Raw genomic sequence first — 22,197 nt, forward strand, 5'->3', positions numbered from 1 at the left:
GGCCTTTCCCCCGAATGCACACGTAACAGTCGGGGGGAAGAATAACCGCCATTGGCGGGTTTTGCATGGGCTCTGTCAAAGGCTCAACCGGCACCCTGAATTTTCAAGTTGTAGTGCATTTGTGACGAGGGAGCTTGCTCCCGATGGCCTGCACAGCAGGCCCAACCTTCAAAGGAGGGGCCGCTTCGCGTCCTGGCGGGGGCAAGCTCCCTCGCCACAATGTTTTTCCTGAACTTCGCTCAGCGGGAAGTCAGACCGCCGCCAGCTGCTCACCGCGCGCAATATCCTGCATGAATTTGTCCGCCGGCATCGGATGCCCGAGCAGATAACCCTGCAACGAATCACAGCCCAACTGCGTCAGGAATTGCTGCTGCACGCCGGTCTCTACGCCCTCGGCCACGATGCGCAAACCCAGCGCCTGACCCAACGCAACAATCGCCGAAACAATTGCGGCATCATCACTGTCATGCTCCAGATCGCGGACAAAACCCCGATCGATCTTCAGCTCGTTGGCCGGCAAGCGCTTGAGGTACATCAGGCTCGAATAACCGGTACCGAAGTCATCGATGGACAGGTCGACGCCCATGTCCGACAACTCCTGCAACACCGTCATGCTCGCATCGGCGTCGCTCATGGCGGTGGTTTCAGTGATTTCCAGGGTCAGGCTGTTGGCCGGCAGGTGATGCGTTGCCAGTGCCTTGGCGACGCTGCGCACCAGCCCGGTGTGGCAGAACTGCAACGCCGATAGATTCACCGCGATACGCCAGTCGGTATAGCCGAGCACGTACCACTCGCGCATCTGCCGGCAGGCTTCGTTGAGCACCCATTCGCCGATGGGAATGATCAGCCCGGTTTTCTCGGCCAGATCGATGAATTTGTCCGGCATCAACATGCCGTGCAGCGGATGCTCCCAACGCAGCAGCGCTTCGGCACCGACCGGTTGCCCATTGGCGGCGTCGAACTTGGGCTGGTAATGCAGGCTGAACTGGCTGTGTTCCAGCGCCGCACGCAAATCCTGCAGCAGTTGCAGTTGCTTGCGCGCGTTGTTGTTCATCGATGCGTCGAAGAAGCTGTAACCGTTTTTGCCGCCGCCCTTGGCGTGGTACATCGCCGCGTCAGCGTTCATCAGCAGCTCCTGAGCGTTGTGGCCATTGCCCGGGTACAGGGCAATGCCGACGCTGGCGGAAATCTGCAAGTCATGTTCCGCGACATGGAACGACTGCGCGATCAAGCCGACCTGGCGTGCCGCCAGCCCGAGGGCATCGTTCGGTTCGGTCAGGCGCACCAACAGCACGAACTCATCGCCACCGATGCGCGCCAACGTGTCCTGGCTGCGCAAATCTTCGCGCAGACGCAAGCCGACCTCACGCAACAACTGGTCGCCCATGTGATGGCCGAACGCATCGTTGACCGGTTTGAAGCCGTCGAGATCGATGAACATCAAGGCAAAGCAACCGCCCTGCTCATGGACCTTTTTGATCGCCTGATTGATCCGGTCGTCGAGCAGCATGCGGTTCGGCAGGCCGGTCAGCGGGTCATGCAGGGCCAGTTGGGTGAGTTCACGGTTGGCCACGGTCAGGGAATGCGCGAGGTCGGCGGTACGCGCTTCCAGCCGCGCGTCGAGGATCGACGTCAGCAAGGCAATCGACAACACCGCCAGCGTAGTGATCAGCACCAGGCTGTCGAGGCCGTTGCCTTTGAGGCCATTGAGCGTTGCGCCGCAGAAGCTGCCATCGGGAAATTGCGCAGCCGCCATGCCGGTGTAGTGCATGCCGACAATGGCGATGCCCATGATGATCGCGGCGCCACCACGGATCAGACGCACATACGGCGAATGCTGACGCAGGCGAAAGGCAATCCACAGCGCCGCTGCCGAGGCACCGACCGCGATCAGCAACGAGGCGCCGAACAGCGTCGGATCGTAGTCGATGCCGGGGGTCATGCGCAGTGCCGCCATGCCGGTGTAATGCATGGCACTGATGCCGGCGCCCATGATCAAGGCGCCGAATGCCAGTTGCAGGATCGGCAGTTTCGGCTGGCTGACCAGCCACAAGGCAAACCCGCAGGACAGCACCGCAATCAGCAATGACAGCGCCGTGATGGTGATGTCATAGCCCAGATCGATCGGCAGCTTGAAAGCGAGCATGCCGATGAAATGCATCGACCAGACGCCGACACCCATGGCCAGTGCGCCGCCCGCTGTCCAGAAATGCACGGCGCGGCCCTTGGCAGTGGCGATGCGCCCGGTCAGGTCGAGCGCGGTGTATGACGCGAGGATCGCCACACACAAAGAAATGAACACCAGGGTGAAGGAATAGCTACCGATGAGCATGGAAATTCTCGTGATTCCCAAACCGTACTGCGTCCGTTCTCGGTCGGGCAAATGCGGCGATTGTACTGATTGCACAGCAGAACGCACTGACAAAGTAAGCAAATTGCCATCAACCCGATGAAACGCTTGTCAAATCGTCCTACAAGGCTCTGGCCCGCCCCTCACAGCCCACACCAAAATTCAGATCAACCCCTGTAGGAGCTGCCGCAGGCTGCGATCTTATGATCTTGTTTTTAAACATCAAGATCAAAAGATCGTCCGATCGCGGCCCGAGCCTTCGGCAGCTCCTACCGGGGAATAGCGCAGTCCCGAGGCGTCACGGTATCCGGGGGTATGGGTCTAGTTGGAATCCGAGACGTCGAGCTGTCCATCCCAACCGCCGCCCAGCGCCGCAATCAACTGCACGCTGGCAATCAAACGGCTCTGCAATATGTTCAGCACCGTGCGCTCGTTGCTCAGTGCAGTGGCTTGCACCACCACCACATCGATGTAGGCAATCAAACCAGCCTTGTACTGGTTTTCGGTCAGGCGCAAGGAATCACGCGCGGCATCCAGCGCTTCCTGGCGCACCGCGGCTTCGTCCTCGTACACCTTGAGTTGCACCAGATAGTTTTCCACCTCGCGGAAGCCATCAAGCACGGTCTGACGATACTTGGCCACGGTCTGGTCATAGACCGCTTCGGTGCGATCGACCTCGGCCGAACGGATGCCGCCGTCGAACAGCGGCAAGTCCAGCTTCGGCCCGACCGACCAGAAACGGTTGGGCAAGCTGATCAGGTTTTGTGAAGTACTGCTGCTGTAGCCACCGCTGAGGCTCAGGGACAGATCCGGGTAGTAGGCGGCTTTCGCCACACCGATATTGGCGTTGGCGGCAATCACCGAACGCTCGGCCGAGGCGATGTCGGGGCGACGTTCGAGCAACTGCGACGGCAGGTTCAGCGGAATCTGCGGCAGGTTCGGAATGTTCTGGGTTTCGGCGATGCTGAACTCGGCGGGCGCCTGCCCGGTGAGTACGGCAATGGCGTTCTCGAACTGCGCCCGCTGCCAGATCAGATCGACCAGGTCGGCCTGGGTGCTTTTCAGCTGCGTCTGCGCCTGGGCCACCGCATCACGCCCGGAAACACCGGCGCGGTACTGGTTTTGCGTCATTTTCAGCGAACGCTCATAGGCGACGACGGTGGCTTCGAGCAGACGTTTCTGCTGATCGATCACGCGCAATTGCAGGTAGTTCTGCACCAGCTCCGACTGCTGGCTCAGGCGCATGGCTGCCAGATCGGCAAAACTCGCCTGCGCACTGGCTTTATCCGCTTCAAGTCCACGGCGCAATTTGCCCCAGATATCGGCTTCCCAACTGACGCCCAACTGCGCGTTGTACGTGTCACGAATACCGCTGGAAGAACTGCTCAGGCTCGAACTGCTGCTGCCGGTGCCCTGGCTGGAGCGGGTCTTGCCAACGCTGAGGTCGACATTCGGGTAAAACGCCCCGCGCGCACTGCGCACCAGAGCCTGGGCCTGGCGGAACTGGGCTTCCGATTGCGCAACGGTCTGGTTGGAACTGTTGAGTTTCTCGATCAACCCGTTGAGCTGCTGATCGCCATACAACTCCCACCAGGCGCCGCGGGCCAGCGAATCGCTGGGGTTGGCCTGGCGCCAGCCCTGAGCTTCCTTGTACTGAGCGATTTCGGCAGTCTGCGGGCGCTGGTAATCGGGGCCGACGGCGCAGGCACTGAGCATCGCTACGCACAGCGACAGACTCAACAGGCGCGAGCCACGCACAGTGGCCAGATGGATAAGCGAACGGTCAGTCATAGCGGAGTTTCCAGAGCGGCGTCAGTACGCACGCCACGCCATTTATTGAAACGATGGCGCAGCTTGTCGAGATAGAGGTAAACCACCGGCGTGGTGTAAAGGGTCAGCACCTGGCTGAAGATCAACCCGCCGATGATGGTCAGGCCCAGCGGCTGGCGCATTTCCGCGCCTTCGGCCCGGCTCAGCAGCAACGGCAAGGCACCGAGAATCGCCGCCAATGTGGTCATCAGGATCGGCCGCAGACGCTGCAGGCAAGCGCTGCGAATCGATTCCAGTGGCGTCATGCCCTGATGGCGCTCCAGTTGCAACGCGAGGTCGATCATCAGAATGGCGTTTTTCTTCACCACGCCGATCAGCAGGAACAGGCCGAGCAGGGAAATCAGGCTGAACTCGCCACCCAGCGCATAGATCGACAACAGCGCACCGACCCCGGCCGAAGGCAGGGTCGAGAGAATCGTCAGCGGGTGAATGTAGCTTTCATACAGCACACCCAGCACCAGGTACACCGCCAGCAACGCGCCGAGAATCATGAACGGCTGACTCTTCTGCGTGGCGGCAAACGCGTCGGCGGTGCCGGCCATTTTCGCAATGACATCTTCCGGCAAACCGAGCTTGGCAATCGCCCGTTCGATGGCGGCACTGCCCTGCTCCACGGTCACGCCTTCGGCCATGTCGAAGGAAATGTCTTCCGAGGCGAATTGCCCCTCGTGGCTGACGCGGTCGTCTTCCAGGCTGTTTTCGTAGTGAGCGAAGGTCGACAACGGCACGCGCGCGCCGTCCGCCGTGATCACTTGTACCTGCTTCAGCGTCACCGGGTCCTGGGCATATTTCGGGTCGACCTCCATCACCACCTGATACTGGTTGAGGCTGTCGTAGATCGTCGAAATCTGCCGCTGGCTGTAGGCGTTATTGAGCACGGCGGTGACCATGTCCATGTCGACGCCCAGGCGTTTCGCCTGATCGCGGTCGACAATCAGCGTCACCTGCTGCGCACCCTTGCCTTCGCGGGCGTCGATGGCGGTCAGCTCGGGCAGCGCACGCAACGCGGCGACCACTTTCGGATACCACTCGCGCAGCGAACCGAGGTCCGCGCTTTGCAGGATGTAGCTGTATTGCGACGTGGTCTGCTCGCGACCGCCGCCGAACTGCAGATCCTGATCCGCCATCAACATCAGTTGCGCACCGGCGACTTTGGGCATTTCCTTGCGCAGGCGTTCGATGACTTTCTGCGCCGACAACTGGCGATCCTTGATCGGTTTCAAACGTACGAGCATGAAGGCGTTGTTGGTGCCGTTGGTGCCGCCGATGAAGCCGGCGACGCTTTCCACCGCATCATCCTTGAGCACGGCGCGACGAAAGATCTCCATTTTCGGCTGCATCACGCTGAACGACAGACCGTCATCGCCGCGCACGAAACCGATCAACTGGCCGGTGTCCTGCTGCGGCATGAAGGTTTTCGGTACCACCACGTACAACGCGACGTTCACGCCCACGGTGATCAGCAGACTGAGCAATGTCAGGCGCCGGTGACGCAGAACCCAATCGAGGCTGGTCGCGTACTTGCCGACCATCCAGTCGTTGGTCCGCCGGCTCCAGCGTTGCAGACGGTTTTCCTGCCCCGGCGTGTGCGGCTTGAGCCAGCGCGCGCACAGCATCGGTGTCAGCGTCAGCGAGACCACCAGCGACACCACAATCGCCGCCGCCAACGTAATCGAGAATTCACGGAACAGGCTTTCGACGATCCCGCCCATGAACAGGATCGACAGGAACACGGCCACCAGCGATACGTTCATCGACAGCAAGGTAAACCCGACTTCCTTGGCCCCGAGGTACGCGGCCTGCATCGGTTTGACGCCTTCGTCGATGTGCCGGGAAATGTTCTCCAGCACCACGATGGCGTCGTCGACCACCAGTCCGGTGGCCAGAATCAGTGCCATCAACGACAGATTGTTCAGCGAGAACCCGTAGAGGTACATCACCGCAAAGGTGCCGACCAGCGATACCGGCACCGCCAGCGTCGGAATCAGCGAGGCGCGGAAGTTACCGAGGAACAGGAACACCACGAGGATCACCAGCGCCACGGCAATCAGCAGGGTCATCTCGGCTTCATGCAACGTGGCTTTGATCACCGGCGAGCGGTCCATCGCCAGGTTGAGTTTGACGCTGGCTGGCAACACGGCCTGCAGTGCCGGCAGTTGCGCCTTGATATCGTTGACCGTCTCGATGATGTTGGCCCCGGCCTGGCGGTTGATCACCAGCAGCACCGCCGCGTCATCGTTGAAGAACCCACTGTTGTAGCGGTCTTCGACGCCATCGCTGACCTTGGCCACGTCCTTCAGGCGCAGCGCGGCACCGTCGGCGTAGTGGATGATCAACGATTCGTAATCCTTGGCTTTTTCCAGTTGATCGTTGGCCTGAATCTGCCACAGACGCTGACCGTCCTCGACCGAGCCTTTGGGCCGGCGTACGTTGGCATCGGCGATGGTCTTGCGCACGTCATCGAGTGCCACGCCGTACTGGTTGAGTGCCTGCGGTTCGAGTTCGATGCGCACCGCCGGCAGCGAACTGCCGCCGATCTGCACTTCACCGACACCCTGCACCTGCGACAGGCTCTGCGACAGAATGGTCGAGGCCAAATCGTAGAGCTGGCCTTTTTCCAGCACGTCCGATGTCAGCGACAACACCATGATCGGTGCCTGCGACGGGTTGACCTTCTTGTAGGTCGGCATGCTGCGCATGCCGCTCGGCAACAAGTTGCGCGAGGCGTTGATCGCCGCCTGTACTTCGCGCGCCGCGCCATTGATGTCGCGATCGAGGTCGAATTGCAGAATGACCCGGGTCGAGCCCTGGCTGGAACGGCTGCTCATGGTGTTGACGCCGGCAATCGCGCCGAACGAGCGCTCCAGCGGCGTCGCCACGGTAGACGCCATGACCTCGGGGCTGGCACCGGGCAGGCTCGCCTGCACGACGATCACCGGGAAGTCCATTTGCGGCAGTGGCGCCACTGGCAACAAGCCGAAGCTGACACCGCCCAGCAGCATGATCGCCAGGCTCAGCAGCATCGTTGCGACCGGACGCTTGATGAAAGGACCGGACAGGTTCATCGAACGCAATCCCCAACGTCACACCACACTCCTGTGGGAGCGGGCTTGCTCGCGATAGCGGTGTGTCTGTCTATTTTGATGTTGCAGGTGCGGGCCTCATCGCGAGCAGGCTCACTCCTGCAGGGGTTATTTCTACGGACCGTCATACCGAGACCTCTTTGGCGTCGGCATTGGTTTTGCCGAAGCGTCGGCCGAGACGGTCGAAATACAGGTAGATCACCGGCGTGGTGAACAGCGTCAGCACCTGGCTCACCAGCAAGCCGCCGACCATCACCAGACCCAACGGTTGACGCAATTCGGCGCCGGAACCGGTGGCCAGCATCAACGGCACCGCGCCGAACAACGCGGCCAGCGTGGTCATCAGGATCGGCCGGAAACGCAGCAGCGCCGCCTGATAGATCGCCTGCTCCGGCGCCATGCCTTGCGTGCGCTCGGCGTCGAGGGCGAAGTCGATCATCATGATCGCGTTCTTCTTGACGATACCGATCAGCAGAATGATGCCGATGATCGCGATCATCCCCAGATCGTTGCCACTGAGCAGCAACGCCAGCAAGGCACCGACCGCCGCCGACGGCAACGTCGAGAGAATGGTGATCGGATGGATGTAGCTCTCGTACAGCACGCCCAGCACGATGTACATGGTCACCACTGCCGCGAGAATCAGCAGCAAGGTGCTCGACAGCGAGGCCTGGAACGCTTCGGCTGCACCCTGGAACTGGGTTTGCACGCCCACCGGCATGCCGATGTCCTTCTGCACCTGCTCGATGATGTCCACCGCGTGCCCCAGCGCGACGCCGGGCGCAAGGTTGAACGACATCATCACTGCCGGGAACTGGTCGATGTGAGTGATGGCCAGTTGCGCCTGACGCTCCTCGACATGGGCCAGGCTCGACAGGCGCACCTGTGCGCCGTCAGTGGTCTTCACATGAATCTGATCCAGCGCCTGCGGACCGATCTTCTCCCCGGCCTGCGCTTGCAACACCACGCGGTACTGGCTGGCCTGGGTGTAAATGGTCGAAATCTGCCGCTGACCGAAGGCGTCGTACAGCGCATCGGTGATGTTCGCCACCGACACGCCGAGGCGTGAGGCGGCATCGCGATCGATCACCAGATAAACCTGCAAGCCCTTGTCCTGCAAATCGCTGGCAACGTCGGTCAGTTCCGGACGCTGCGCCAGTGCCTCGACCAGACGCCCGCTCCACTGGCTGAGCAGCTCGGAATCCGGTGACGACATGCTGAACTGGTACTGGGTGCGGCTGACCCGATCCTCGATGGTCAGGTCCTGTACCGGCTGCATGAACAGGCGGATGCCGACCAGTTTGTCCACTTGCGGTTGCAAGCGCGCGATTACCTCGGTAGCGGTCAGGTCACGCTGGCCATGCGGCTTGAGATTGATCAGCAAACGGCCGCTGTTGAGCGTGGCGTTGTCGCCGTCGACACCGATGTAGGACGACAGGCTTTGCACGGCCGGGTCTTCGAGAATGATCTTCGCCAGTTCCTGCTGTCGGTCGCCCATCGCCGCGAAGGAAATCGACTGCGGCGCTTCGGAAATGCCCTGGATCACCCCGGTGTCCTGCACCGGAAAGAAACCCTTCGGCACCACCATATAAAGGACAACCGTCAGTGCGAGTGTGCCGATGGCCACCAGCAATGTCAGCGGCTGATGCTTGAGCACCCACTGCAACTTGCGCCCGTAAGCAGCGATCATCCAGTCGATGACCGCACCGCTGGCGCGGTAGAAACGGCCCTGTTCATGAACCTCCGGCTCACGCTTGAGCAGACGCGCGCACATCATCGGCGTCAGGGTCAGCGAGACCACCAGCGAAATCAGGATTGCCACGGCCAGGGTGATGGCGAATTCGCGAAACAACCGCCCGACCACATCCGCCATGAACAGCAGCGGAATCAGCACCGCGATCAGCGACAGGGTCAGGGAAATCAGGGTGAAGCCAATCTGTTTCGCGCCCTTGAGCGCGGCCTGCATCGGGCTGTCGCCTTCTTCGATGAAGCGCGCGATGTTTTCCAGCATCACGATCGCATCGTCGACGACAAAACCGGTGGCGATGGTCAGCGCCATCAAGGTCAGGTTGTTGACCGAGAACCCCGCCAGGTACATCACCCCGAAGGTACCGATCAACGACAGCGGCACAGCCACCGACGGAATGATCGTCGCACTGGCGCGGCGCAGAAACAGGAACGTCACCATCACCACCAGTGCGATGGCGATCAGCAATTCATGCTGCACATCGGTGACCGAGGCGCGGATGGTCTGGGTGCGGTCAGTCAGCACCGTGACATCGAGGCCGGCCGGCAAGTTATCGGTGATGCTCGGCAGCAGCGCCTTGATGCGGTCGACCACTTCGATGACGTTGGCGCCCGGCTGACGCTGGATATTCAGCAACACCGCCTGATTCTGGTTGGCCCACGCGGCGAGGCGTTCGTTTTCAGCGCCGTCGACGATTTCCGCAACGTCCTTGAGCCGCAACGGCGCGCCGTTCTTGTAGGCAAGGATCAGGTTGGCGTAATCCTTGGGCGAGGTCAGCTGGTCGTTGGCATCGAGCATCGACACCCGGGTCGGGCCGTCAAAGTTGCCTTTTGGCTGGTTGACGTTGGAGGCACTGATCAGCGTGCGCACATCCGACAGGTTGAGGCTGTTGGCCGCCAGTGCCTCTGGGTTGACCTTGATCCGCACCGCCTGGCGTTGGCCGCCGGCAATGCTGACCATGCCGACGCCGCTGATCTGGGCGATCTTCTGCGCCATGCGCGTATCGACCAGGTCGTTGAGCTTGGGCAGCAACATGGTTTTCGAAGTGATGGCCAATGTCAGCACCGGGGTGTCCGCCGGGTTGACCTTGTTGTACACCGGTGGCGCCGGCAGGTCGGTGGGCAGCAGATTGGTCGCCGCGTTGATCGCCGCTTGCACCTGTTGCTCGGCGACATCCATGTTGATGTCGAGGCTGAAACGCAGGGTCAGCACCGAAGCGCCGCCGGAGCTGGTCGAGGCCATTTGCGTCAGGCCGGGCATCTGGCCGAACTGGCGCTCAAGCGGCGCCGTGACCGCGCTGGTCATCACATCCGGGCTGGCGCCGGGGTACAGCGTCATGACGCGGATGGTCGGGTAATCGACCTGAGGCAAGGCCGACACCGGCAACAGGCGATAAGCGATCAGACCGGCCAGCACAATGGCCAGCATGCTCAGGGTAGTGGCTACCGGACGGAGAATGAACAGCCGCGAAATGTTCATGCGCCCTTCTTGGCCTTGTCAGTGACAGCAGCGTCCGGGGCGTTGGCGGCGGATTTGCCTTGCAGATGTTCGGTCGGCGTGGTCGGCACCTGATTGCTGTCGTTGACCACTTCCACTTCGCTGCCTTCCTTCAGGCGGTCGGTACCTTCGAGGACTACGCGGTCGCCTGCGGACAGGCCTTCGGTGACCACAGTATTTGAACCGTCGCTCGCGCCAATCTTCAACTGGCGGATAGTGACCTTCTTGTCGCCGTCCATCGCATAGACAAAGGTGCCATTGGTGCCGAACTGGATGGCTGCCGACGGTGCCAGCACCACGCCCTTGAGGGTGTCGGCGAGCAAGTGCACGTTGACGAACTGGTTGGGGAACAGCGACTGGTCACGATTTTCGTAACGCGCCTTGAATTTCAGGGTGCCGGTGGCGACGTCGATCTGGTTGTCGAGGCTTTGCAGCACGCCAGTGGCTTGCAGTTTGCTATCGCCGCGATCCCACGCTTCGGCCGGCAGTTTGGCGCCGCTGCGATAGCGGGCGAGCACGGTTTCGAGGCTGTTTTCCGGCAGGGTGAACGCGACGCTGATCGGTTGCGTCTGGGTGATCACCGCGAGGAACGTGGTGTCGTTGGCCGCCACCAGGTTGCCGACATCAAGCTGACGCAGGCCGACGCGACCGGCAATCGGCGCGCGGATTTTGGTGAATTCGAGATTGAGCTTGGCGTCGTTGACCGCCGCCTGATTGGTCTTGACCGTGCCCAGATACTGGCCGACCAGCGCTTCGGCGGTGTCCAGCGTCTGCTTGGCGATGCTGTCTTCCTTGAACAGGCCGCGATACCGCTCGACATCGACCTGAGCGTTTTTCAGTTGCGCCTGATTCTGCAACAGCGTGCCTTCAGCCTGCAGCAAGGCATTCTGGTAAGGACGCGGGTCGATCTCTGCCAGCAGGTCGCCGGCCTTGACCATCTGCCCTTCTTCGAAATTGATTTTCATCAATTCGCCGCCAACCCGGCTGCGCACGTTGATGGTATTGAGCGCCGTAACCGTGCCCAACGCCTTGTAATACAGCGGGAAGTCACCGGTGACTGCCGGCGCCACGCGCACCGGAATCGGCCCGGTGCCGCCGCCGAAGCCCGGCCGCATCATCCCCGAACGCCCGGCGTGCCCAGCGGCCGCTTTCTCGGCGCCCTCCTTGTGGGCCGAGCCGGCAGGCCAGAATTTCCAGCACAGCACGGCGATAACCAACAAGACAAGCAGGCTGATCAGCCAGCGACGGGAGTTGCGGGGGGACGATTGCATGGAGTGATTAACCATTGGGCGCGTGGGCTTCTTTTACGGGAGGCTGAACGATAAGCACTGGTGACGATTAAGCAAAGCAGCTTTACCGGCAATTTACCTTCAACTTACGTTTCAAGGTGTGAGGCAAAACACTGATACACAAATGAAAACGGCCTGGACAGGGCCAGGCCGTTAACAATTGTAAAGCGTTTGTTTCAGAACACTTATTTCAACACAGCGAGGGCTGCATCGTAGTTTGGTTCTTCAGCGATTTCCTTGACCAGTTCGCTGTGCAGGACGTTGTCATTTTCGTCCAGAACCACTACCGCGCGGGCGGTCAGGCCTTTCAGGGGGCCGTCAGCAATGGCCACGCCGTAGTTTTCGATGAACTCGGCGCCGCGCAGGGTCGACAGGTTCTGCACGTTTTCAAGGCCTTCTGCGCCGCAGAAGCGTGCCTGGGCGAATGGCAGGTCAGCCGAAATGCACAGCACTACCGTGTTGGCCACTTCGTTGGCCTGGGCGTTGAACTTGCGCACGGAAGTGGCGCAGGTCGGGGTGTCGACGCTTGGGAAGATGTTCAGCACTTTGCGCTTGCCGGCAAAGTCTTTCAGGGTGACGTCGGACAGATTGCCGGCAACCAGAGAAAAGGCTGGCGCCTTGGAACCGGCTTGTGGCAGTTGGCCGTTGACTTGAACCGGATTGCCTTTAAGGGTGACTTGAGCCATGACTTGAGTCCTTCTGATGTTTTGATTGGAAAGCATGCAAGAGGCCGAAGTTAACCACGAAATTGTCCGACGACCTATGCCCCGCTTGAAAATTGTCGGGGTACGCAACAAAAAATTGTATACAACCCGACACCCCTGTAGGAGCTGCCGCAGGCTGCGATCTTTTGATCTTGCCCTTTAAAAACCAACATCAAAAGATCGTCCGATCGCGGCCCGAGCCTTCGGCAGCTCCTACAGTAGTCGTTGCAGCGTGTCCGTTGCGTTGCGTTGCGTTGCGTTGCGTTGCGTTGCGTTGCGTTCGGGACAATGGTTGTTAAAGCGCAGGTTTGCATCTTTATTCAGGCACCTTGTCGATTCAAGTCCGGCCCGTTCGACTAACCATTGAATCCACCACATTCCACGGAGTCACCGCCATGCGATTCATGATCCTTGTCAAAGCCAGCGTCGATTCGGAAGCCGGCATCATGCCCAGCGAAGAACTGATCACCGCGATGGGCAACTTCAACGAAGAACTGGTCAAGGCCGGCATTCTCATCGACGCCGACGGCCTGCACCCGAGCAGTAAAGGTGCGCGCGTGCATTTCTCCGGTGACAAACGCACGGTCATCGACGGGCCGTTCATCGAGACCAAAGAACTGGTGGCGGGATACTGGATCTGGGAAGTGAAATCCAAAGAAGAAGCCATCGAATGGGTCAAACGCTGCCCCAATCCGATGCCGGGCGAGTCTGATATTGAAATCCGCCAGATATTCTCCGCCGAAGACTTCGGCGCCGAATTCACCCCCGAAGCCCGCGCCCAAGAAGAACGCGTCCGCGACCAGGCCAAGAAAAACACCTGAACAATGGCCCTGTAGGAGCTGCCGCAGGCTGCGATCTTTTGATCTTCAAAACACAGGAAAACGATCGCAGCCTCATTTCACTCGACAGCTGTGGAACCGGTCAGTCGGGCATAGATCGGATGATGTCGGCCAGATCATCCTTGGTTATTCCATTAGCCTTTATAGCAGCGGCGACATCTGTTTTGGAAAGCGGAAAACGTTTGAAAATTTCTTTCAAAGTTTCCTCATCAACATTGGCCAACCAGAGCGGATCGATAAATGAACCGCCATACTCAGGCTTCATCGGTACTTCTTCGTGTGCAATTGAACCTTTATGGTTGAGATACACCACATAACGGTCATGCCCTTCGGGGAAACTTTTATCGTGATATAGCGTAGTACCTAAAGGCAGAACATAGTAGTTCTCGTCGCCACTTGGCCCTTCAATCAGCAACGGTTCTTTAGTTTTGATCATTTTCATATTGTGCCCCTTCGCAATATCGCCAAAAATCAGAAAAGCCAAAAAAATTGCATTGACAGATAAGACTGCCACCAGCCATAGGCCGAGTCGCCTATTTGTAAACATTTTTCTTATCATAGGGGGCCTCGGTATTCGCTTCGAGCATGGCTTGTAAATCCGCTGGAATGAAAACTCCATCCTTCGGACTACTTTGCGTACGCGCAGCCTGTCTCTCGATGAAAGAGAGACCTCGCATCTCATTAAATTTCGCCGGGTTCTGCACAATTGACTTACCCGAAACCTTTGCTCCTGCAATTGTCACGGTTGTGCAGTTATTCGTAGTCGGATGATAGTTGGATGGCAAAACATACCGTGCGGATGACAACGTCTTTTTTCGCTGTTCTTTTTGCTGGGCAACAATACCGTCGAAATGAGCGATCACAGCCTCAGCTTTTGCATTTTCCAGAAAATAAACAAAACCTGTTGTTGTACGCCCCAAACTGTTTTCACCAGAGATATACGCTTTAAAGGACGTCCAGACGTTCAGCACGCCTTCGCCCTCGCTATCGAACGTGCCCCAAGTCTTCCCATAGCGGCCAAAGTCATAGGTAATGTCTTTGCTACCGACTACCACATGTAAAGCCGCGCGCCCGAAAGGGTGCTCTTCCTTATCGCGGGTATAGGGGCCACCCACCAGCACTTCCACATAGGCACCAGATACTACTACCTGGTTGGTTTTTGTGGTTTTTCCTGATGCGCCAGTATTTTTAGCTACCTGGGTTGTGCTGGTAGTTTTAGTAGACTGAACCCCGCTAGCTTCTTCTCGCAGTTTTTGAAAGAAAAGACTTTTGTCGAGTTTCAGTTGCTTAACGAGAGTTAACAAAAATAGGGCTTGATCCAGTGGTGATATTTCCACCATGACTCCCTGGATCTCCGAGCCTTGCGACTGGCTTTCCTGCCATCGTTGCTCTCCATTGAATATCACGACCTGCGGATGTTACCTGATCTTGTTGTGGAAAACAGGGTATCCATGGCGCCCCCGGACTGGATAAAAAAATGCGAACGGCTTGAGTCTTTTTAGTTGTTCGTTAACCGTTCCAACGCATGGCAAAGAAATGTCACAAGAGACGCTCCGCGATCCAACTCGCGAATTTGACGCAGAGCTTCAAGGGCTGCATTCCTTTGCTGCGCGTGAAAGGATCAAGGCGACCCGGACGACCAGAAGCCCCCCCCCGCGCACAGCCGTCATAACGGAGTGCACACATTCGAAGTGCGCAAGGATACGTTATGAAAGGCGTGTACGCGCCACTAATACCCGTCGGGGTTTCCAGTCCCGGTCGTTGATTTGGCAGCGACGAACACAGGCTAGAGACCTGACGTCCCACGGACAACCTGAAAATCTTGTGGGAACGTTCCGCAAAATCGAACCAACGTTTAAACATTCCGAACTGAAAAAAACGGATAGGAGCTGCCGAAGGCCCGGAGCGCGATCAGCTGATCTTTTATGTTGATCTACAAAAACAAGATCAAAAGATCGCAGCCTGCGGCAGCTCCTACATGGGTATTTTTGTGAACACAACTTGGTTGTGATCCCGTACACAAAACCAAAGAATTAATCCATTCGACTGGCTAACCCCCGATTAGCTGCTAGCTTCAAACAGACGTGTCCTACAGGCTTGATAAGAAAGGGATTAGCCGTAACGGCCGACAAGTGCCGAGTTGTCCATAAGCCACCAGGGAATCGGGGATGATGTTCAATCGAGTGGGGAAAACTCTGTTTCTGGCGAGTTCGCTGGCGGCTGCGTGCAGCGCTCAAGCGGATAACGCCGAGGATTCGAACAAAAGCAACAATCCGTTGAACGTCGCTCCGGGTGCCAACCTGCAGGATTACTACACGCCCAGGCTTTACGACAGCAACGCGCATACCAATGACGTGTTGCTGCGCGGCACCTTGCCGATCGCGCCGAATGACTTCATCGGCGTACCGCAACTGGTTCGCGCCACCCTGCCGATCAGCACCCGACCCGATCCGCACAACGGTTACAGCACCGGCATCGGCGATCTGAACCTGTTCGACATCTTCATTCTGAAAACCGAGGGCGTGCAGTTGGGCATAGGCCCGCTGATTACTGCGCCGACGGCTGAACAGGACGAACTCGGCACTGGCAAATGGCAGGGTGGCCTCGCCGCAGTGGCTATCGACGCTTCGCCGCGCGGCTTGCTCGGCGCACTGGTGCAATACCAAAGTTCGTTTGCCGGCGACAGCGATCGCGCGCACGTCGAGAGCGCAACGATGCAGCCATTCATCATCCATAACCTGGAAAAAGGCTGGTACTTGCGCTCCACCGGCACCTGGACTTTCGACCTGAAAAACGACACCCACTACATCCCCATCGGCCTCGGTGTGGGCAAAGCCTGGAAGTCCGGCAGCAACATCCTCAACGCCTTCGTCGAGCCGCAGTGGACAGTCGACCGCAAAGGCGACGGACTGCCGCAGTTCGTCGTGTACACAGGCATTAACGTGACATTCGGCAAGTAAGGAAAACGCCATGCAAGGAGCCATCAAAGCCGCCGGATATAGCCTGATGACGATGTTCGTCAGTTGCGGCGTCGGTGCCCAGGGTTTCACCGCCAGCCCCGAAGAGGCACGCGCAATTGCCAAGGAAGCTTACCTCTATGGCTTCCCGGTCGTGGAGATGTACAAGACCCTCTACACCCAGGCCATCGACAGCAAAAGCCCGAACTACAAGGCACCGTTCAACCGGATCGGCAACACGGCGGAGGCTTTTACCGCCAAGGACACCGCATTCGTCACACCCAACGCCGACACGCCTTACTCGTTCGTCTGGATGGACCTGCGCAGTGAGCCGCTGATCCTGTCCTTGCCGCCCATCGAGGAGCACCGCTATTACTCGGTGCAGCTGATCGACGCCTATACACAAAACTTCGCCTACCTGGGCACCCGCAGTACCGGCAACAACGGCGGTCACTTCATGATTGCCGGCCCCGAATGGCAAGGTCAGCAACCGGTGAATATCGACCGTCTGCTGCGCAGCGAAAGCAATATCACCTACGCGCTGTATCGCACCCAACTGTTCGACGAAAAGGACCTGACCAAGGTCAAGCAGATCCAGCAAGGCTACAAGGTCGAAACCCTCAGCCATTACCTCAAGCAGAAAGCCCCGGCGCCTGCACCAAAAGTCAGTTGGCCGAAACCGACGCCGACCATGAGTGAAACGCCGGATCTGTTCCGTTACCTGAACTTCATGCTGGCCTTCGCCCCGCCGCAGGACGTCGAGAAAGACCTGATGGCGCGTTTCGCCAAAATCGGTATCGGCTCCGGCGCGCCGTTCGACGTGAAGAAGCTCAGCACCGAACAGCGCCAGGCGCTGGAGGACGGCATCAGCGACGCCAAAGCCGAATTCGCCGGGTTCAAGAAGGACAAGGTCGATAGCCATCAGGTCAGCAGCGGCGATTTCTTCGGCACCCGCGACCACCTCAAGGGCAATTACCTGTATCGCTATGCCGGGGCCAACATGGGCATCTTCGGCAACTCCGCGGAGGAAGCCAATTACATCGGTTACTTCGTCGACAAGGACGGTCAACCCGCCGATGCGTCGAAACACGATTACACCCTGCATTTCGACAAGGGCGCCCTGCCCCCGGCCGATGCGTTTTGGTCGCTGACAATGTACGACGGCAAAAACAAATTGCTCGTGGCCAACCCGCTCAATCGGTACCTGATCAACTCGCGAATGCTGCCGGATCTTGCGCTCGACGCCGACGGCGGGCTGACCCTGTACGTGCAGCACGCCAACCCTGGCAAGGACAAGCAGACCAATTGGCTGCCGGCACCCAACGGACCGTTCTACGGGATTTTGCGTCTTTACCTGCCGAAACCGGAGGTGGCCAGTGGCGAATGGAAAATGCCCCTGCTCGATCCGGTCAATTCAAAACAATAAGCGGAGCTTTTGATGGTCAAGCCTTACGTTGTGCGTCCGCTGTTGGCGCTGTGCATGATCGGCAGTCCTCTGCTTTACGCGGCAGAGGGCGGCGTGGGCCGGCCGATTACCGGCCAGCAAGTGTTCTCCAACGCCGGGGTCGTGCCGCCTGAGCCCGGCTGGATCATGTCGCTGACCAGCATCTGGTACGACGGCTCGCTCAAGGGCAGTTCCGGAGCGCCGATCTCCGGCGCTGTCAGTGGCGGGATCGACATGAAAGTCTCCTACACCATGGGCAATTTCACCCACGTCTGGGATACCGGCAAAGGTCGCTGGAATTACGCCTCGGCGATCGGCGTGCCGGTGCAGTACACCGACATCAAAGCCAGCATCACCGGCCCGCGCGGACGGACGCTGGGCGACAGCGATTCCGGCACGCAATTCGCCGACGCGCTGATCACCCCGATTGCCGCCGGTTACCACTTCGATGAGTTCAACCACATCTCGTTTTCGCTGCCGATCTACGTGCCTACGGGTGCCTATAACAAAGATCGTCTGGCCAACCCGGGTCAGAACAATTACACGTTCATGCCGACCGTGGCGTTTACTCATCTGGACGGCAAGGGTGGTGAGTTCAGCCTGATGAGCGCGTTCGAGCGCTACACCGAAAACGACGCGACCGATTACCGCAACGGCAACATCTTCCGCCTCGATGCGCTGTGGACCCACGGCTTCGGCGAAGGCTGGAACGCCGGTGTCGCCGCCGGTTATATCCAGCAACTGACTGACGACAAAGGCCAGACTGCCAATACCTTCAACGGCTATCGCGGACGTTCGGTCGGTGCCGGGCCGGTGATCGGCTGGGCCGGTAAATTCGCCGACGCCCAGGCCAACATCAGCGCCCGCTGGGTGCCGGAGTTCGACACCAAGAATCGTCCCGAAGGCAACGGCTTCAGCGTCAACCTGACCCTCGCGTTTTTCTAGACCGGACACAAAGGACTGCTGCCATGACTGCTCTTACCGACCTCAACGCCCTGCAAGCCAGCATCGCCGAAGCGGTGCTCGGCCAGGATCAAGTCATTCGGCAGATCCTCCTCGGTCTGTTGGCCAATGGGCATTTGCTTCTGGAAAGTTTGCCGGGGCTGGCCAAGACCCGCACGGTCAAGGCACTGGCCAAGCACCTCGATGCGAAGATGAGCCGCATCCAGTTCACCCCCGACCTGTTGCCCTCGGACATCACCGGGGCCGAGGTGCTGCATCAGGTCGAAGGCAAGAACGAAATCCGCTTTCAGCCTGGCCCGCTGTTCGGCAATCTGATTCTTGCCGACGAGATCAACCGCGCGCCGGCGAAGGTCCAGGCAGCGTTGCTCGAAGCCATGGAAGAGCGGCAGATCACCGTCGCCGGCAACAGCCATGCGCTACCGGAGCTGTTTATCGTGGTGGCGACGCAAAATCCGATTGAACAGGAAGGCACCTATCCGTTGCCGGAAGCGCAGATGGACCGGTTCCTGATGAAGGTTCTGCTCGATTACCCGAGCGCCGAGAACGAGAGTCAGGTGTTGCGTTTGCTGCGCAACGAAGAATTCGCCCAGGGTGCCAGCACCACGCCGGCGAAGGGCTTCAGCCTGTCGCAGGAAGTGATCTTCGCGGCGCGCAAAGAGGTCAGCGCGGTGCATGTATCGCCGGCCATCGACAGCTATCTGATTGATCTGATCAACGCCACCCGCCACCCGGCTGACTACGACGAAGACCTCGCGCGCTGGATCAGCATCGGCGCCAGTCCGCGTGGCGGCATCGGTCTGGATCGTTGCGCGCGCGCCGATGCGTGGTTGCAAGGCCAGGATTTCGTTTCGCCGGACAACGTCCGCGCGGTGGTGCATCCGGTGTTGCGTCATCGCCTGCAACTGAGCTACGACGCGGTGGCCGATGGCGTCAGCGCCGATCAGGTGCTCGACCGGATTCTCGACAAAGTGGCGATTCCGGCATGAACGACGAAGGGCTGGTCTACGTCTCTCTCGCGCAATTGATGGCGTTGGAGTTCAAGGCCCGCGACCTGAGTTTTCTTGCCCGCCAGCCGCAGGGCAGCATTCTTGCCGGCAATCATGCTTCGCGCCTGCGTGGCCGTGGCTTGAACTTCGATGAACTGCGCCGTTATCAGCCCGGCGATGATTTACGCCACCTCGACTGGCGCGCCTCGCTGCGCACCGGCAAACCGGTGGTGCGTACCTTCACCGAAGAGCGCGACCGCCCGGCGTTGATCGTGGTTGATCAACGCATGTCGATGTTCTTCGGCTCGCAACGCAGCTTCAAATCCGCCGTGGCCGCCGAGCTCGCGGCACTTGCAGCGTGGATGGTGTTCCATGCCGGCGACCGGGTCGGCGGTCTGGTATTCAATGACCAGCGTATCGACAGCATCGCGCCGCTGCGCAGTCGCAAGCGAGTCGAGGCGTTGCTCAGTCGCGTGGCCGAACAGAACCGCGCCTTGAACGCCGGCAACCGCGATGCCGAGGACGAGGATCAACTGGACAAGGCCTTGCAGCGTTGCCTCGCCGTGGCCGGGCACGATCATCTGATCTGCATCGTCAGCGATTTCGCCGGCGCCGGTGAACGCACACTGCAACTGATGCGGCAACTGTCGGCGCATAACGATGTGATCGCCCTGCAAGTCTACGATCCACTGGCGCTGAAGCTGCCGAGCAACGGCCGCTTGCTGGTCACCCAGGGTGAATTGCAGGTGGAGCTGGCCATCGAAAAACGCAACGTGCATCAGCCGCTGGGGGATTTTCTCAGCGGTCGTCTCAAGGACGTCGCCACCTTGCTGCGGCGCAGTCAGGTGCCGCTGATGATGATCAGTACCGCCGAAGAAGCCCATGAACAACTGCGCGCCGAACTGGGCAAGAAAGCGGGAGCGCGACGGTGAATCCGAACATCCCCAGCATCGACCAGCTCAAGGAGTTGGGCCTGCCCGCGCCGGTCAGTTATGCGCCGCAGACGTGGGGTTGGTGGGTGTTGCTGGGGGTTTTGCTGGTGCTCACGTTGATTATCGCTGTCCGCCGTTATCGGCAATGGCAGCGTGATCAGTACCGGCGTGAAGCCCTGGCGCGACTGGAGCAGTTGCGCAGCCGTAGCGACGACCTCAATGCCTTGCGCGAATTGCCGGAGTTGCTCAAACGCGTGGCCCTGTCGATGCCCACACAATCCCCGAGCTGGAACCCGATCTCTGTAGGAGTGAGCCTGCTCGCGATAGCGTCATCACGTTCAACACATTCATCGACTGACCGGACGCCATCGCGAGCAGGCTCACTCCTACAGGGTTCTGCGGCGCTTGGGCGCGAGGATTGGCAAGTCTTTTTGCAGCAACACTGTAGGAAACCGCTGCCGGCAAACTTCAGCGCGCAACTGGCACAACTCGCCTACGCGCCGGACGAGGTCTTGCGCGCCCTCCCCGCGCCGCAGCGACAGAGCCTGTTCGAGACCTGCCAGGACTGGGTGGAGCATCATCATGTGGCAGCTTGATTATCCGTGGCTGTTGTTGCTGCTGCCGCTGCCTTGGTTGGCCTACCGGTACCTGCCCGCCTACAACGAAGCACGCAGCGCGGTGCGTGTGCCGTTTTTCAGCGCGATGAGCCGCGCAGTCGGCGAAGCACCGAGTAACGTCGGCAGTCGACGCAATGCCTGGCAGTTACTGCTCAATGTACTGGTATGGGCACTGATCCTGCTGGCAGTTGCACGGCCGGTGTTCGTCGAAAAACCCATCGAACGCCAGCAACCGGTGCGCGACCTGATGCTCGCCATCGACATTTCGCAGTCGATGGAAACCGAAGACTTCACCAACGCCAACGGGGAAAAGATCAATCGCCTCGCTGCCGTCAAAGAAGTCGTGCAAGGCTTTATCGACAAGCGCAAGGACGACCGCCTCGGCCTGATCGTCTTCGGCAGCGGTGCTTATCCGCAGGCGCCATTGACCCTCGATCACGCCAGCCTGTCGCTATTGCTGGCCGACACCGGCATCGGCATGGCCGGCCCCAACACCGCGATCGGCGACGCTATCGGCCTCAGTCTGAAGTTGCTCGACCAGGCCCACGAACAGGAAAAAGTCCTCATCCTGCTCACCGATGGCAACGACACCAGCAGCGCCATCACCCCGGATCATGCCGCCGAAATGGCCGCCAACAAAGGCGTGATCATTCACACCATCGGTATTGGCGACCCGAGCGCCGCCGGTGAGGCCAAGGTCAATCTGGCGGGGCTTGAACAGATCGCCCGCACCACCGGCGGCCAGTTCTTTCGCGCCGAAGACCGCAGCGCGCTGGATCGGGTCTACAGCACCCTCGATCAACTGACGCCGCATCAGGTGAAAACCTTCCGCCACCAGCCACAGCGCGAATTTTTTTATTGGCCGCTGGGCGCGGCGCTGCTGTTGCTCGCGGTGTATCAGCTTGGCGCGCTGTTGCGCCCGCGCCTGGCGAGCGCACGGCAAAGGCAGGAGGCCTGAG

At 59.6% G+C, this 22,197-nt stretch carries 16 protein-coding genes; 8 read left to right on the forward strand and 8 right to left on the reverse strand.

Going from position 1 to position 22,197, the window contains the following annotated elements:
* Positions 1–250: 250 nt before the first annotated feature.
* The 6 genes from QOL84_RS06420 to tpx form a co-directional block, all read right to left on the reverse strand.
* A complete protein-coding gene (locus QOL84_RS06420) occupies positions 251–2,332 on the reverse strand; it encodes a putative bifunctional diguanylate cyclase/phosphodiesterase (RefSeq protein ID WP_283436619.1) in 2,082 nt (693 codons plus the stop codon).
* Between the two features lie 339 nt (positions 2,333–2,671).
* Positions 2,672–4,141 (reverse strand): efflux transporter outer membrane subunit, encoded by a 1,470-nt coding sequence (locus QOL84_RS06425; protein ID WP_129393435.1) that lies wholly within the window; start codon positions 4,139–4,141, stop codon positions 2,672–2,674.
* Positions 4,138–7,245 (reverse strand): efflux RND transporter permease subunit, encoded by a 3,108-nt coding sequence (locus QOL84_RS06430; protein ID WP_283436620.1) that lies wholly within the window; start codon positions 7,243–7,245, stop codon positions 4,138–4,140. Before QOL84_RS06430 ends, QOL84_RS06425 begins: the two co-directional genes overlap by 4 nt.
* Positions 7,246–7,387: 142 nt before the next feature.
* A complete protein-coding gene (locus tag QOL84_RS06435; RefSeq protein ID WP_283436621.1) occupies positions 7,388–10,489 on the reverse strand; it encodes an MdtB/MuxB family multidrug efflux RND transporter permease subunit in 3,102 nt (1,033 codons plus the stop codon).
* Complete coding sequence (locus QOL84_RS06440) at positions 10,486–11,793, reverse strand: MdtA/MuxA family multidrug efflux RND transporter periplasmic adaptor subunit (protein ID WP_129393426.1); 1,308 nt, start codon at positions 11,791–11,793, stop codon at positions 10,486–10,488. The genes QOL84_RS06435 and QOL84_RS06440 overlap by 4 nt, the downstream gene beginning before the upstream one ends.
* A gap of 188 nt (positions 11,794–11,981) precedes the next feature.
* Positions 11,982–12,482, reverse strand: a complete 501-nt coding sequence (gene tpx / locus QOL84_RS06445; RefSeq protein ID WP_008086450.1) for a thiol peroxidase — start codon at positions 12,480–12,482, stop codon at positions 11,982–11,984.
* Between the two features lie 413 nt (positions 12,483–12,895).
* On the opposite strand from tpx, the gene QOL84_RS06450 reads away from it, so the two are divergent.
* The gene (locus tag QOL84_RS06450) at positions 12,896–13,321 is read left to right on the forward strand and encodes a YciI family protein (protein ID WP_283436622.1); all 426 of its coding nucleotides are present in this window, start codon (positions 12,896–12,898) and stop codon (positions 13,319–13,321) included.
* Between the two features lie 100 nt (positions 13,322–13,421).
* On the opposite strand, the gene QOL84_RS06455 is transcribed toward QOL84_RS06450, so the two are convergent.
* Together QOL84_RS06455 and QOL84_RS06460 are read right to left on the reverse strand one after the other, a co-directional pair.
* Complete coding sequence (locus QOL84_RS06455) at positions 13,422–13,781, reverse strand: hypothetical protein (protein ID WP_283436623.1); 360 nt, start codon at positions 13,779–13,781, stop codon at positions 13,422–13,424.
* A gap of 91 nt (positions 13,782–13,872) precedes the next feature.
* The gene (locus QOL84_RS06460; RefSeq protein ID WP_283436624.1) at positions 13,873–14,676 is read right to left on the reverse strand and encodes a hypothetical protein; all 804 of its coding nucleotides are present in this window, start codon (positions 14,674–14,676) and stop codon (positions 13,873–13,875) included.
* Between the two features lie 834 nt (positions 14,677–15,510).
* Between QOL84_RS06460 and QOL84_RS06465 the strand changes: the two genes are divergently transcribed.
* Genes QOL84_RS06465 through QOL84_RS06495 form a run of 7 tightly spaced genes read left to right on the forward strand, consistent with a single transcriptional unit; the run spans position 15,511 to position 22,196 of the window.
* Complete coding sequence (locus QOL84_RS06465) at positions 15,511–16,299, forward strand: hypothetical protein (protein WP_283438629.1); 789 nt, start codon at positions 15,511–15,513, stop codon at positions 16,297–16,299.
* Between the two features lie 10 nt (positions 16,300–16,309).
* A complete protein-coding gene (locus tag QOL84_RS06470) occupies positions 16,310–17,722 on the forward strand; it encodes a DUF1254 domain-containing protein (protein ID WP_283436625.1) in 1,413 nt (470 codons plus the stop codon).
* A 12-nt stretch (positions 17,723–17,734) separates the two neighbouring features.
* Positions 17,735–18,685 carry a SphA family protein gene (locus tag QOL84_RS06475; protein ID WP_129393414.1) on the forward strand — a complete coding sequence of 317 codons (951 nt, stop codon included), beginning with the start codon at positions 17,735–17,737 and terminating at the stop codon, positions 18,683–18,685.
* 23 nt (positions 18,686–18,708) lie between these two features.
* Positions 18,709–19,689, forward strand: coding sequence for an AAA family ATPase (locus QOL84_RS06480; RefSeq protein WP_283436626.1), 981 nt, complete (start codon positions 18,709–18,711; stop codon positions 19,687–19,689).
* Complete coding sequence (locus tag QOL84_RS06485) at positions 19,686–20,621, forward strand: DUF58 domain-containing protein (protein WP_283436627.1); 936 nt, start codon at positions 19,686–19,688, stop codon at positions 20,619–20,621. Before QOL84_RS06480 ends, QOL84_RS06485 begins: the two co-directional genes overlap by 4 nt.
* Positions 20,618–21,217: a DUF4381 domain-containing protein gene (locus tag QOL84_RS06490; protein WP_283436628.1), complete on the forward strand. Its 600-nt coding sequence runs from the start codon at positions 20,618–20,620 to the stop codon at positions 21,215–21,217. Before QOL84_RS06485 ends, QOL84_RS06490 begins: the two co-directional genes overlap by 4 nt.
* On the forward strand, positions 21,204–22,196 hold the full coding sequence (locus QOL84_RS06495; RefSeq protein WP_283436629.1) for a vWA domain-containing protein: 993 nt from the start codon (positions 21,204–21,206) through the stop codon (positions 22,194–22,196). The genes QOL84_RS06490 and QOL84_RS06495 overlap by 14 nt, the downstream gene beginning before the upstream one ends.
* The last annotated feature ends 1 nt before the right edge of the window (position 22,197 follow it).

Origin of the sequence: Pseudomonas helmanticensis (assembly GCF_900182985.1) — a bacterium.
GTDB classification, from domain to species: Bacteria; Pseudomonadota; Gammaproteobacteria; order Pseudomonadales; family Pseudomonadaceae; genus Aquipseudomonas; species Aquipseudomonas helmanticensis.